The 12,797-nt window shown below is 71.2% G+C and carries 12 protein-coding genes; 6 read left to right on the top strand and 6 right to left on the bottom strand.

The annotated features are described in order from the left end of the window. Positions 1–65: 65 nt before the first annotated feature. A complete protein-coding gene (locus ACGF4F_RS08820) occupies positions 66–2,063 on the bottom strand; it encodes a protein kinase (protein ID WP_357437688.1) in 1,998 nt (665 codons plus the stop codon). Between the two features lie 91 nt (positions 2,064–2,154). Here ACGF4F_RS08820 and ACGF4F_RS08815 point away from each other — a divergent pair, with 91 nt between their 5' ends. Both ACGF4F_RS08815 and ACGF4F_RS08810 read left to right on the top strand, forming a co-directional pair. Then, on the top strand, positions 2,155–2,367 hold the full coding sequence (locus ACGF4F_RS08815; protein WP_357437686.1) for an acyl-CoA carboxylase subunit epsilon: 213 nt from the start codon (positions 2,155–2,157) through the stop codon (positions 2,365–2,367). A 100-nt stretch (positions 2,368–2,467) separates the two neighbouring features. Continuing rightward, the gene (locus ACGF4F_RS08810) at positions 2,468–2,920 is read left to right on the top strand and encodes a hypothetical protein (RefSeq protein ID WP_393075978.1); all 453 of its coding nucleotides are present in this window, start codon (positions 2,468–2,470) and stop codon (positions 2,918–2,920) included. 74 nt (positions 2,921–2,994) lie between these two features. Here ACGF4F_RS08810 and ACGF4F_RS08805 read toward each other — a convergent pair whose 3' ends face one another. Next, on the bottom strand, positions 2,995–3,477 hold the full coding sequence (locus ACGF4F_RS08805; RefSeq protein WP_393075975.1) for a hypothetical protein: 483 nt from the start codon (positions 3,475–3,477) through the stop codon (positions 2,995–2,997). Positions 3,478–4,337: 860 nt separating this feature from the next. On the opposite strand from ACGF4F_RS08805, the gene mycP reads away from it, so the two are divergent. The 3 genes from mycP to ACGF4F_RS08790 are packed head-to-tail and all read left to right on the top strand — an operon-like array spanning position 4,338 to position 6,789. Next, complete coding sequence (gene mycP / locus ACGF4F_RS08800; protein ID WP_393076106.1) at positions 4,338–5,459, top strand: type VII secretion-associated serine protease mycosin; 1,122 nt, start codon at positions 4,338–4,340, stop codon at positions 5,457–5,459. 10 nt (positions 5,460–5,469) lie between these two features. Continuing rightward, positions 5,470–6,126, top strand: a complete 657-nt coding sequence (locus tag ACGF4F_RS08795; RefSeq protein WP_393075972.1) for a Maf family protein — start codon at positions 5,470–5,472, stop codon at positions 6,124–6,126. Positions 6,127–6,135: 9 nt separating this feature from the next. After that, positions 6,136–6,789 carry an O-methyltransferase gene (locus ACGF4F_RS08790; protein WP_393075969.1) on the top strand — a complete coding sequence of 218 codons (654 nt, stop codon included), beginning with the start codon at positions 6,136–6,138 and terminating at the stop codon, positions 6,787–6,789. Between the two features lie 236 nt (positions 6,790–7,025). On the opposite strand, the gene ACGF4F_RS08785 is transcribed toward ACGF4F_RS08790, so the two are convergent. From ACGF4F_RS08785 to ACGF4F_RS08770, 4 genes are all read right to left on the bottom strand, one after another. Continuing rightward, positions 7,026–8,327 (bottom strand): MFS transporter, encoded by a 1,302-nt coding sequence (locus ACGF4F_RS08785; protein ID WP_393075966.1) that lies wholly within the window; start codon positions 8,325–8,327, stop codon positions 7,026–7,028. Between the two features lie 63 nt (positions 8,328–8,390). Next, positions 8,391–9,146, bottom strand: a complete 756-nt coding sequence (locus ACGF4F_RS08780; protein WP_073839888.1) for an ABC transporter permease — start codon at positions 9,144–9,146, stop codon at positions 8,391–8,393. Positions 9,147–9,164: 18 nt separating this feature from the next. Beyond that, positions 9,165–10,124 carry an ATP-binding cassette domain-containing protein gene (locus tag ACGF4F_RS08775; protein WP_357437667.1) on the bottom strand — a complete coding sequence of 320 codons (960 nt, stop codon included), beginning with the start codon at positions 10,122–10,124 and terminating at the stop codon, positions 9,165–9,167. A gap of 120 nt (positions 10,125–10,244) precedes the next feature. Then, complete coding sequence (locus ACGF4F_RS08770; protein WP_393076103.1) at positions 10,245–10,856, bottom strand: PadR family transcriptional regulator; 612 nt, start codon at positions 10,854–10,856, stop codon at positions 10,245–10,247. Between the two features lie 146 nt (positions 10,857–11,002). Here ACGF4F_RS08770 and ACGF4F_RS08765 point away from each other — a divergent pair, with 146 nt between their 5' ends. After that, positions 11,003–12,754: an acetyl/propionyl/methylcrotonyl-CoA carboxylase subunit alpha gene (locus tag ACGF4F_RS08765; RefSeq protein WP_393075961.1), complete on the top strand. Its 1,752-nt coding sequence runs from the start codon at positions 11,003–11,005 to the stop codon at positions 12,752–12,754. Positions 12,755–12,797: the final 43 nt, after the last annotated feature.

Raw genomic sequence — 12,797 nt, 5'->3', positions numbered from 1 at the left:
GCAACTTCCACTACCCCGTACGACGGAAGGCCATGCGAATGAGCCGGCCCTGGAACTTCCCCGGCTCAGCGGTCCGGCTTGAAGTTCTTGGTGATCACGTCCCAGTTGGCCAGGTTGGCCGCCCAGTCCTTCTCCGGCACCTCCCAGCGGAGGGCGTAGCCCCGGTTGCTGGAGGTGGCCACACCCCGGTTGCGGACGTGGTACCGGGTCCCGTTCCGGGTCTCCAACCAGTCCCAGTCGGCACAGGTCACGTAGTAGTCGCAACGAGTGATATCCAGGTACTTGTAGTTGCTGACGTAGTTGTGCCGGGCGGGTTCCTGCTTCTTCCAGTCGGTGTACGCGTCCTTCTTCGGCGAGTCGGTCCACTGCATGAACAGCCGTCGCCCATCAGTGGGGTCGGAGAACGTCACCGAGTTCTTACCGGGGCTGCTCCGCCAACCGGCCGGTAGCGCCACCTGGAAGCCGTTCGGGCCGGTGTAGAAACGCCAGCCGGCGGGCAGGGTGCCGGCGGAGGCCGAGGGAGTCGTCGACGGGGTCGGGCTGGGCGTGGCGCTGCTCGGGGCGGCCGAGGTCGGCCCGGTGCTGGTCGGGGGCGGCAGTGCGGCTGCCGAGGTGGCGGCGCTCGGCTGGCCACCGTCACCGCCGTCGTCACCGCTGTTGAGCAGTGGCACGGCCACCGCGAGGCCGATCAGCAGCACCGCGACCAGTGCACCGATCAGCAGGTTGCGGCGGTTGCGCTCCGGCTTCGTACCCGGGACGACCGCGGCCCGGCCGGTCGACGGCGCCGGACTCACCGGCGCCGCCAGGACCGAGGTCGGATTCTTCGGCGGGGCCGGCGGCTCCGCCCGGTCGTCGGCGACAGGCTCGCCGTCCACCTGCGTCTCGTCGAGGGCCGGATCGGTTCCGTCCACCCGGGTCTCGCCGGCGGCCGGATCCGGTCCGTCCACCCTCGTCTCGTCGAGGGCGGGCCCCGGCGTGGGATCGAGCTTCGCGGTCGGCTCGGCGACCGGCGGGGTCAGCTTCGCGGTGGCCGCCTCCGCGCCGCCGGAAACCTTCGCGGTGGCGGCGGCCGCGCCCGCGGCAGCGGCCGGGCCCAGGTTGGGCTTGCGCGGGGTCGGGGTGGACGACCGTTCGGCGCGGCCGTCGACCGGACGCGGCCCCGGGACCAGCGGCGGGCGCGGCTCGCGCGGACCGTTCGGCCCGGGCCGGCGTACGCCGTCCAGCAGCGAGATGCTCTTCGCGCGCCGCCCGGCAGCCTTGCGGAGCAGGCGCTCCGCCACCTCGGCGGTGATCCGCTCGGCCGGGTCCTTGCGCAGCAGGCCCTGCAGGACCGGCTTGAGCGGCCCGGCGTTCTTCGGCGGCGGCAACGGCTCGGTGGCGAGTGCGGCCAGGGTGGCGATCGCCGACGGCCGGGCGTACGGCGACTTGCCCTCGACCGCCGCGTAGAGGGTCGCGCCCAGCGACCAGAGGTCGGCCTCCGGCCCCGCGGTGCCGTCCCGCGCCCGCTCCGGCGCGATGTACGCGGGCGAACCGAGCACCATGCCGGTGCGGGTCACGTTCGGGTCCCCGGGGATCGTGGCCAGGCCGAAGTCGGTGAGCACCACCCGGCCATCGTTGCCGAGCAGCACGTTGCCCGGCTTGACGTCGCGGTGCATGATGCCGGCCTTGTGCGCGGCCTTCAGCGCGCCCAGCACCCCGAGGCCGATCTGGACGGCCTTGGCCGTGGACACCGGACCGTCCTCGGCGATGGTGTCCTGCAACGACCTGGACGGCACGTACTCCATGACGATCCACGGGTCGCCGTCGGTGCGCAGCACGTCGAAGATGCGGACCACGTTGATGTTGTTGAGCCGGGCGATCGCCCGCGCCTCCCGCAGCGAGCGTTCCCGCATCTCGCGGCGCTCCTCTGGGGTGAGGCTCGGTGGCGGGACGAGCTCCTTGATGGCCACGTCCCGGTGCAGCACCTCGTCACGCGCCTTCCACACCCGACCCATGCCGCCCTGGCCGAGCGGCGAGATGAGCCGATACCGGTCAGCAACGAGTTGGGGAAGCGCGTCAGACATCGCTGAGACGGTACCCGGCTGCTCCGACGGTCACACCGCCGGCACGCCACTGTGCGGCGAAGGTCAAGTTCTCGACGCGTACCCTTGGGCCATGTCTGCCGATGAGCCGCTGTTCCGGATCGTCCGCGGGGTGCCCACCGCCGAGGAGCTGGCCGCCCTGGTCGGGGCGCTCGTGGTCCGGACCCGGCCGGCTGCCACCCCCGCCCCGGCCGCCGTGTCGCAGTGGACGCGCAGCGCCCGTCCGGCGGGCGCCGCGCTCGTCGCGGGCCCGGGCGCGTGGCGCGCCTCCGGCCTCCCCCGCTGACCCTTCCCCGGGTACGACCAGGCGGGCGGGACTGCCGAGATCCGTGGTGAGCCATTAACCTCACTCACGGAGACGGTGCGGTGACAGGCAGGGAGGGTCGATGATCCCCGAGGAGAGCCAGCCAGCGGGTTGGTTGCGTGGCTACGGCGGCATCGAGGCGGACATCCGGCAGATGCGCGAGTTCGCCGACTGTCTCCAGGACGAGGTCGTCCGCAACTACGCCCCACACCTGTCGTACATTGCCGACGACATGAAGGCGGCCGTCCCCAACCCCGCCGACGCCTTCATCGAGCTGGTGCAGTTCCTCCAGGCGCACCACGAGACGCAGACGGCGACCGCCGAAGTGATCTGGGGCATGGTGCCCGCCACTGGCCACCTGGCCGGCGCCGCACACCTGATCGCCACCAGGTACTCCGACTCCGACGCGTTCTCGTCCGCTCGGGTCGCGGACGTGCAGGAGGCCCTCGCCCGCTCCGCCGGCGGCGGGAGCCGCCCACTGCCGACGCTCACCGACCCCACGGCCGATGACGACCGGCCGGTGGTGCTGCCGTGATCGAACGGGGCGGCGGGCGTACCTCCGGGCTCACCGACTGGCACCTGATGGACGTGCTCAGCATGTGGGCCTGCCTACAGGACCAGGACACCAGCGGGCAGTGGAAGCAGGTCGCCGGTTGGCGCAAGGTCTGCGACCTCGCCCTGGCCCACCTCGGGCGGTTGCAGGAATACCGTCGCGGCCTCGCCGAGGCATGGCCGCCGGACACCAACGCCGCCGCGCGCGCGTACCTCGGCGAGCTGGACCAGCTCATCGACAAGGTGCAGCGCACCCACGACGCCGCCGCCGCGAACTACGACGCGCTCGCCGCCGCCACCCGCGCCATCGGCAGCACCCGGGCCGAACTCAAGCCGCTCTACGACGAGTACGCGGCCAAGCTCCAGCAGAAGCAGGCGTACGAGGCGACGCTCGCCGACCCGAAGGCCGTAGCCGGCAGCCGCCTGCCACAGCAGCCGCCGGTGACGGACGCGGACCTGGAACGGCTGAACGTGCAGGCGCGGGGGTTGATGACGGGGTTGAGCGGCGAACTCCAACAAGCCCAAGTAATGCTCCGCCAACCCCCGCCACCACCTCGACCAATCCGCAATTCTGCGCACACCGATGCCCCCGGGGGCTCTGCAGGTTCTTTCCCGATCATTCCCCCAGTCGTGCCGGTGCCCACCGGACCGCCGACCGAATTGCCTGTCGCCGCCACCGCAGGACCCCCAAAACCAATTCCAGTACCTAGTACGCCAAGCGTCGGCCCTATCTTGGGAACTGGACCTGTATTGGGAGGCGTCGCATCAGGACTGGCACCGAGCCCTGGCGGCGGGAGTTCTGGTCTGACGTCGCCAATCCCTCCAGCGTCTCCCTCCCTGGGTCCCGGACAACCGCCAACGCTGCCGCCAGTTGCGGCGCCGGGGCGACGAGGCAGCACGACGAATCCCCTCGGCGGAGGGTCTAGGGATACCGGCCGGCTCAACCCACCTGCCGCTAAGGCCCTACCAAGCAGCTCGCCCTCTCACCACCCCTCAATCCCACCCAGTGGCCTCATCGGAAACGCCCGCGGACCAATTGCTGGCCAACCGGGAAGTCCCGTATCCCCTCGACGCGTAAATCCGGTGGGAGGTGTGATCGGCGGAGGATCTGCGGGCACCTCACCAACTGGGGGAGCAGGATCCCGCCCAGGCGGCGCTCGCGCATCCCAACTTGGCAGCGCCAACCCAGCGCCACCAGTAGGCGCCTTTCCCGGTGACCACTACCCGTCGGGAAAAACTAGCCGCCGCGAGCCGGATCACAACAATGGCCGCGGTTGGGATCCACACAATCCATGGGAAACCGACCAAGGCGTTGATCCCATAATGCGGCCACCTAAGGAGGAGGGGCCAATTGATCCTGGCCCCGCAATTGGCTTCGACAGGTGAGAAAAGACCGGAGGCTGCCGCTTGTCATCGCAATAGCAGCACTACTTCTGCCCCCTCCTCCTGCCACTGCTATGGGCAGGGAGTCGGCCAACGATCGAATTCGCAGCAACCAGTGGCATTTGCAGTTCCTGCGTACGGCAGAAGCTCACCGCCTGAGCCAGGGCGAAGGCGTTGTCGTAGCGGTTCTGGACACAGGTGTCGACGCTCATCCTGATTTGGCCCCTAATCTGCTACGAGGCATCGATCTTGTTGCAGGAGGAAACGGCAACGGCCAGGACGACCTTAACGGTCATGGGACGGGCATGGCAGGGCTGATCGCAGCAAAAGGCGGCCAGGGCAACCGGGGCGCCCTTGGCATCGCCCCCCAGGCCCATGTCATGCCCATCATTGTTACGCCCGCTAACGGAAACGGCGAATCAGATGTGCTTGCAGACGGCATCAAATATGCGATCTCACATGGAGCCAAAGTCATCAGCATTTCAAGCGTTGGTGGCGCTAGCCAAAGACTTATAAAGGCAGTCAATGCGGCAATCATGGCGGACGTTGTAGTAGTCGCCTCAGCCGGTAATCGCCCCCAGGATGCCTTCGTTGGGTATCCGGCCTCTGAGGACGGAGTCATTGCCGTGGGCGGGGTCAACAAGGATGGATCACACGCAGCCGTCTCCCTTACCGGCCCCGAGATCCAAGTGGTGGCGCCGGCTGTCGATATCTACAGCACCAGCATCAACGGCACGTATCGCGTGGGGACTGGCACTTCTGATGCGACAGCGATCGTTGCCGGGGCCGCTGCGCTCATCCGGTCCAAGTACCCCAACCTCCCCGCTGAGGAGGTCGCGCACCGGCTGACCGCCACCGCGATCGACAAGGGGCCGCCCGGCCGGGACGACGAGTGCGGCTACGGCGTCATCGACCTGGTCGCGGCGCTCACGGCGGACGTACCCCCGGTGGGTTTCGGGTCGACGGCGGCGACCGCGCCCGTTCCGACCAGGGCGGCGCCGGAGGATGAGGGCGGGGACGGCGGTGCGACCGCGCGTGGCTTGGCGACGCTGGGCGTCCTGCTGGCGGCGGGGGGTGGTTATCTCGTGTGGCGGCGGCGTCGACGTGCCGACGACCCGCCGCCGCGGATCAGCCGGTAGCGTCGCTCACGTGTCGACCTCCATGCCACTGCGCCTCGTACTCGCCTCGCAGAGCCCTGCCCGCCGCAAGCTGCTCCAGGCTGCCGGGATCGAACCCGACGTGCTGGTCAGCGGCGTCGACGAGTCACAGGTGGTCAGCGACCGGGCGGAGGAGTTGTGCCTGGAGTTGGCCCGGCTGAAGGCGCAGGCGGTGCGGGGTCGGCTGCGCGTCACGCCGGATGAGCGGACGCTGGTGCTCGGCTGCGACTCGGTGCTGTCGTTCGACGGGGAGATTCTGGGCAAGCCGGCGGACGCGGCGGACGCCACCCGCCGCTGGGAGCGGATGCGCGGGCGTAGCGGGGTACTGCACACCGGGCACTGCCTGATCGACGTGCGCCACGAGTCGCGGGCGGAGGCGGTCGCGTCGACCACAGTGCATTTCGCGGACATCAGCGACGAGGAGATCGCCGCGTACGTGGCGACGGGCGAGCCGCTGGCGGTGGCCGGGGCGTTCACCATCGACGGGCTGGGCGGCGCGTTCCTGACCGGCATCGAGGGCGACCCGGGCACGGTGGTGGGGTTGAGCCTGCCGCTGCTGCGCAGTCTGCTCGGCGAACTGGAGCTGAGTGTCACCGACCTGTGGACGAAGGTGGCGCCTGGCGGCCAGGAGATCGAGCATCTCGGTTAACGTCCGGTCATGACCACCAAACCGCTGCCGCTCACTCCGGAACTGCACGCGTACCTCGTCGCGCACGGGTCGGCGCCGGACGAGATCGTCCGTGAACTGACCGAGGAGACCCGGGCTGCCCTGCCGGAGCAGGCCGGCATGCAGGTCGCGCCGGAGCAGGCCGCGTTCCTGACCTTCCTGACCCGACTGCTCGACGTGCGGCGGGCCGTGGAGGTGGGCACGTTCACCGGGCTGTCCGCGCTGGCGATCGCCCGCGGGCTCGCCGACGGCGGCCGGCTGACCTGCTTCGACATCTCCGAGGAGTACACCGGCATCGCCCGGCGGTACTGGGCGCGGGCCGGTGTGCAGGACCGGATCGACCTGCGGATCGGCCCGGCCGCGGACCGGCTGCGGGAGTTGCCGCAGGAGCGGCATCTCGACCTCGCGTTCATCGACGCGGACAAGGTCGGCTACCCGGTGTACTGGGACGAGCTGGTGCCCCGGATGCGGCCGGGCGGGGTCATCGCGGTGGACAACACCCTGCGCGGTGGCCGGGTGCTCGCCCCGGAGAATGCCGACGACCGGGCCATCGCCGCGTTCAACGACGAGATTCTGGCCGACGTCCGCGTCGAGGTGGTCATGTTGCCCATCGCCGACGGGGTCAGCCTCGCCCGCGTGCGCTGAGACGCGACCCGCCGGATCGCCGAGCTGGCGGTGTCCCGCCCCACCGGAAAGCGCCACCTCGGCGAACTGGACGGCTCCCGTGGTGCATCGCCCCGCGATACCGCCACCTCGGCGACGTGGGCCGGCGCACGCGAGGTCGGCGAAGTCGCGGTGTCCGCCGGCCCGCGATACCGCCATATCGGCGAACTGGGCCGGCGGCAGCGAGGGCGACGGGGGCCGACGCCGACGAGGGGCGGTCAGGCGGCGAGCGGCTGGGGGGTGGCGGCCGGGGCGCGCAGCGCCCGGCCGAGCCGCAGGGTGAGCAGCACGGCGGCGGCGATGAAGCCGGGCAGCAGCAGGAAGGCCAGGTGCGGTCCGATGCCGTCGGCCACCCAGCCGAGGGCGACCGGCGCGATCCCGAAGCCCACCCCCATCGAGTACGACGACCAGCCGGCCGCCTTGTCCGCGCCCGGCCCGGCGGCGGCGAGGGCGATGGAGAGCGCCAGCGGGTAGTGCAGGGCGTTGCCCAGCCCGAGCACGACCAGGCCGGTGACCGCCAGCCAGCCGACCGGGGCGGACCAGAAGACGAGGAACCCGACCAGGGAGATGGTCAGCGCGGCGAGCAGCAGCGGCACCGGCGGCCAGCGCAGCGCGAACCGGCCGCCGACCACTCGGCCGACGAACATCCCGCAGACGATCGCGGCGACGGCCGCCGAGGCGCCGCCGGCGCCGAGCCCGGCGTGGGTACGCAGCACGTCGGCGGTCCAGAGCGACAGGCACACCTCGATCGAGCCGGTGACCGACATGAGCACCCAGGCGATCCAGTACGCCCGGGGCAGCCGGTGCGCCGCCCGGCCAGCGGCACGCTCGTCCGGTACGGCGGGAGCCGGGGCGACCAGCGCAGGATCGGCCGCCGAGGAGGGCATGACCGGGTCGGCGGCGGCCGGGGCGGTCACGCCGACCGGGTCGGCGGCAGCCGCGGCAGCGGGGTCGCCCTTCGGCAGGCGTACCCGGAAGGTCAGGGCGGCGAGGGCGACCAGCGCGATCAGCCCGACCTCGACGGCCAGCACCGGCCGCCAGCCCAGACCGGCGTTGACGGTGGCGCCGATGACCAGCGGGGCGAGGATGCCCATGCCGGCGCCGACGGCGTTGGCCTCGGTGAGCGCGGCGGACGCGGCCGGCCCGTGGTGGGCGGTGAGCAGCACGCTGACCCCACTGATCACCATCATGCCGAAGGTCGCGATCACCGCGACGGCGGCGAGGGTGGCGGGCAGTGGGCGCAGCAGCCCGAGGGCGGTGACGCCGACGGCCACGCCGGCGAGGCCGAGCCAGGTGGCCGGGCCGCGGCCGAGGCGGCGGGCGGCCGGTGCGAAGAGGGCCCCGCCGAGGATCGCGCCGACGGCGATGCCGGTGCTGTGCAGGCCGGCGACGGCGGCGCTGGTGCCCTGTTCGTCGCGGAGCAGCGGTACGACCGGGCCGAAGCCGTAGAGGAAGAAGCCCCAGAGCCCCAGCTGGGCATAGGTCAACCAGGTCGTCTTGTCACGGCTGAGGTGGGGCACTGGCCTTACGCTACGCGCGTCGGGCCGGCGCCCCACCTCTGGTGAGAGGCAGCTCTCGTCGGGTCAGCGGACGCTGCGGGCGAACTGCCGCGCGGCCCAGACCACCCCGGCGACGGCGAGCACCGCGATGATCGTCAGCCCCTGCCAGACCTTGTCGTTGCTCAGGTCACCGGCGAAGAGCGCACGGACTCCGTCGACCGCCCAGGAGAACGGGTTCCAGTTGGCGATGCCCTGGAGCCAGCCGGGGGCCAGGGCGAGCGGCAGCAGGATGCCGGAGAGCAGCAGCACCGGCTGGGCGACGGTGTTCATCAGCGGGGCGAGCGCGTCCTCGCTCTTGACCTTGAGTGCGACGCCGTAGGAGACGGCCGAGGTCATCAGCGCGATCAGGGCCAGCATCAGGTACGCCAGCAGCAGGTAGCCGATGAAGACGCGCAGGTCGAACAGGAGCGCCAGCAGCGTGATGATGATCGCCTGCGCGATCAGCGAGACCACGTCCCGCAGCGAACGGCCGAGCAGCAGGGCGAGCCGGCTGACCGGGGTGACCCGGGACCGTTCGATGACCCCGGCGCGCAGCTCGGCGATCAGGCCGAAGCCCTGGAACAGGCCGCCGAAGATGGCCAGCAGCACCAGCAGGCCGGGGACGAAGATCTTGTACGCCGCGGCCTGGGTCGGCGCGTTCAGCGCCGCCTTGAGCAGCGGGGCGAAGAGCAGCAGGTACATCACCGGCTGGAAGACGCCGACGAAGAGCCAGACCGGGTTGCGGAGCAGCAGCTGGAACTGGCGCTGGAAGATCAGCCAGGTGTCGCGGGCGAATTTCATGACAGCTTCTCCGGTTGGTCAGGACTCGCGCAGCGAGCGGCCGGTCTTGGTGAGGAAGACGTCGTCGAGGCTGGGGCGGTGCAGCTCGATGGAGCGCAGGTCCAGTCCGGCGCCGTCGAGGCGGCGCAACACCTGCGGGATGGCGGTGGCCCCCTCGTCGACGTAGAGACGCAAGCCGCCCTCGTCGACGGTCTCCAGCTTGTTGACGTACGCCTCGGTGTCGAGCAGTTCGGCGGCGCGCGGGGTGGCCGCGGCGTCGAGGCCGACGAGCACCACCTCGCCGGAGATCTCCCGCTTCAGCTCGGCCGGGGTGCCCTCGGCGACCACCTCACCGTGGTCCATGATCGCGATCCGGTCGCAGAGCGCGTCCGCCTCGTCGAGGTAGTGCGTGGTGATGAAAACCGTCATCCCCTCGGCGCGCAGCCGGCGGATCTCGTCCCACATGTGCGCCCGGCTCTGCGGGTCCAGGCCGGTGGTCGGCTCGTCCAGGAAGACGATCTTCGGCTCGTGGATGATGCCGAGCGCGATCTCGACCCGCCGGCGCTGGCCGCCGGAGTAGGTCTTGCACTTGCGGTCCGCGTAGTCGCTGAGCTGGAAGGCGTCCAGGGCGCGGGCGGCGCGGCGGTGCGCCTCGGCCTTGGAGATGCCGTAGAGCCGGGCATGCAGCACCAGCTCCTCGCGGGCGGTGGACTCGTCCCAGGTGCTGCCGCCCTGGGCCACGTAGCCGATCCGGCGGCGCACCTCGGCCGGATCCTTGCGCAGGTCCGCCCCGGCGATGGTGGCCTCGCCACCGTCGGGCTCGATGAGCGTGGCGAGCATCCGCAGCGTGGTGGTCTTGCCGGCGCCGTTCGGGCCGAGGAAGCCGAAGATCTCCCCCTCGGCGACGTCGAGGTTGACGCCCCGAACCGCGTCCACGGTCTTCGTCTCGCGACCCGCGCGGGAGCGGAACGACTTCCGCAGCCCCCTGGTCTCGATCATCTCTGCTCCTGGTCGTCCGGGCCGGACGTGACCGGCCACCGATCGTCCACAGGGAGGACACACCACTCCCCGCGGTTCACGCCGACACTAACGCGATATAGCTCGCGTGGTCAACGTTGATTATTTCGCGTCGTCGTCCCGAGGTGCCGCCCGGTCCTTCCACTCGGACCACTCCGCAGCCTGCTCAATGGAAGCGGGCAGGTACGACACTCCTGACTCGATCCGCTCGGCGATCCGCGCGCACCAGGCCATGTCGGCCTCGGCCCGGGCCAGCCACAGCTCGAACATCCAGCCGACGTGCACCGGCTTCGAGTTGCGCACCCAGTCCGACTCCAGCGAGGCACGCATCGACTCGATGCCGGCCCGGATCAGGTTCGCCCGGTTCCGCAGCGCCGCCGCCGCCTCGTCCCGCGGCATGGCCGGCAGGAAGGAGAAGGCCGCCACGAACGGATCCGGCACCTCGTGGAGCTGCCACCACTGCGCGCGCAGCAGGCTCTCGAACTCGTCCACCCCCTTGGCCGTCACCTCGTACGTGGTGCGGGCCGGACGAGCGCCGACCTGCTCGGTCGACACCGCGCGCAGCAGCCCCTCGTCGGTGAGCTTGCGCAGCGCGTGATAGATCGACCCCGGTTGCACGTTGGCCCACTTGTCCGCGCTCCAGCTCAGCAGCTCACGGCGTACGTCGTAGCCGTGCACCGGCTGCATCCACCTGACCAGACCCAGAATCATCATCCGCGTTGCCGACACCGGACAAGCGTAATAAGCAAATTTGACTAAGGGGCCGTGCGACAGTGCCGCATCCCACACTGAGCGATCGTTAGGGCCGCCAGGCCGGCCGATAAACTCCCGGCATCGACCTCCGGGGAGGAGCCACCAAGGTGCGCAAGGTACTCATCGCCAACCGCGGCGAGATCGCCGTACGCGTCATCCGCGCCTGCCGCGACGCCGGTCTGCGGAGCGTCGCCGTCTACGCGGACTCCGACCGGGACGCCCTGCACGCCACCCTCGCCGACGAGGCGTACGCCCTGGGCGGCGACACCGCGGCGGACAGCTACCTGCGCATCGACAAGCTGATCGACGTGGCGGCCAGGTCCGGCGCCGACGCGGTGCACCCCGGCTACGGCTTCCTCTCGGAGAACGCCGACTTCGCCCAGGCCGTCATCGACGCCGGGCTGACCTGGATCGGGCCGACCCCGCAGGCGATCCGCGACCTCGGTGACAAGGTGACCGCCCGGCACATCGCCCAGCGCGCCGGGGCGCCCCTGGTCCCCGGCACCCCGGACCCGGTCGGCAGCGCCGACGAGGTGATGGCCTTCGCCGTCGACCACGGCCTGCCGGTCGCCATCAAGGCGGCCTTCGGCGGCGGCGGGCGCGGCCTCAAGGTGGCCCGCACCATGGAGGAGATCCCGCACCTGTTCGAGTCGGCCACCCGCGAGGCGGTCGCCGCGTTCGGCCGGGGCGAGTGCTTCGTCGAGCGATACCTGGACCAGCCCCGCCACGTCGAGGCGCAGGTCCTCGCCGACCAGCACGGCAACGTGATCGTGGTGGGCACGCGGGACTGCTCGCTGCAGCGCCGGCACCAGAAGCTGGTCGAGGAGGCCCCCGCGCCGTTCCTCACCGAGGCGCAGCGCACCCAGATCCACGCCAGCGCCAAGGCGATCTGCCGGGAGGCCGGCTACCACGGCGCCGGCACGGTGGAATACCTGGTCGGCACCGACGGCACCATCTCCTTCCTGGAGGTCAACACCCGGCTCCAGGTCGAGCACCCGGTCACCGAGGAGACCGCCGGCATCGACCTGGTCCGCGAGCAGTTCCGCATCGCCGACGGCGAGAAGCTGCGCTTCACCGAGGACCCGACCCCGCGCGGGCACTCGATCGAGTTCCGGATCAACGGCGAGGACCCGGGCCGCAACTTCCTGCCCGCCCCGGGCACCATCACCGCGCTGCGGCTGCCGACCGGTCCGGGCGTCCGGGTGGACACCGGCATCTCGGCCGGCGACGTGATCGGCGGCAACTTCGACTCGCTGCTCGCCAAGGTGATCATCACGGGCGAGACGCGTACCGAGGCGCTGGAGCGGGCCCGCCGGGCGCTGGACGAGATGGTGGTCGAGGGCATGGCCACCGCGCTGCCCTTCCACCGCCTGGTGGTCCGGGACGCGGCGTTCACCGCCGAGCCGTTCACCGTCCACACCCGGTGGATCGAGACCGAGTTCGACAACACCGTGCCGGCCTTCACCGCGCCCGCCGGCACCGTCGAGGGCCCGACCGAGCGCGAGACCGTCGTGGTCGAGGTGGGTGGCAAGCGGCTGGAAGTCAGCCTCCCCGCCGGCCTCGGCGCGGGTACGGCCGCCGCCGCGCCCGCCGCCAAGAAGCCGGCCCGCCGGGGCGGTGGCGCCAAGGCCGGCGCGGCGGTCAGCGGCGACACCCTCACCTCCCCCATGCAGGGCACCATCGTCAAGATCGCCGTCGCGGACGGGGACACCGTTGCCGAGGGCGACCTGGTCGTCGTGCTGGAGGCGATGAAGATGGAGCAGCCGCTGCACGCCCACAAGGCGGGCACGGTCAGCGGCCTCGCCGCCGAGGTGGGCGCGGTCATCACCGCCGGCGCCCCGATCTGCACCATCGCCTGAGCGGCAGGAGGGGCGCCCTCAGCGCGTGGCCCCTCCTCATCGC

The sequence above is a fragment of the Micromonospora sp. NPDC047740 genome, assembly GCF_043204735.1.
In the GTDB taxonomy this organism is placed as follows: Bacteria; Actinomycetota; Actinomycetes; order Mycobacteriales; family Micromonosporaceae; genus Micromonospora.
This window is presented reverse-complemented; position numbering and strand designations above follow the sequence as displayed.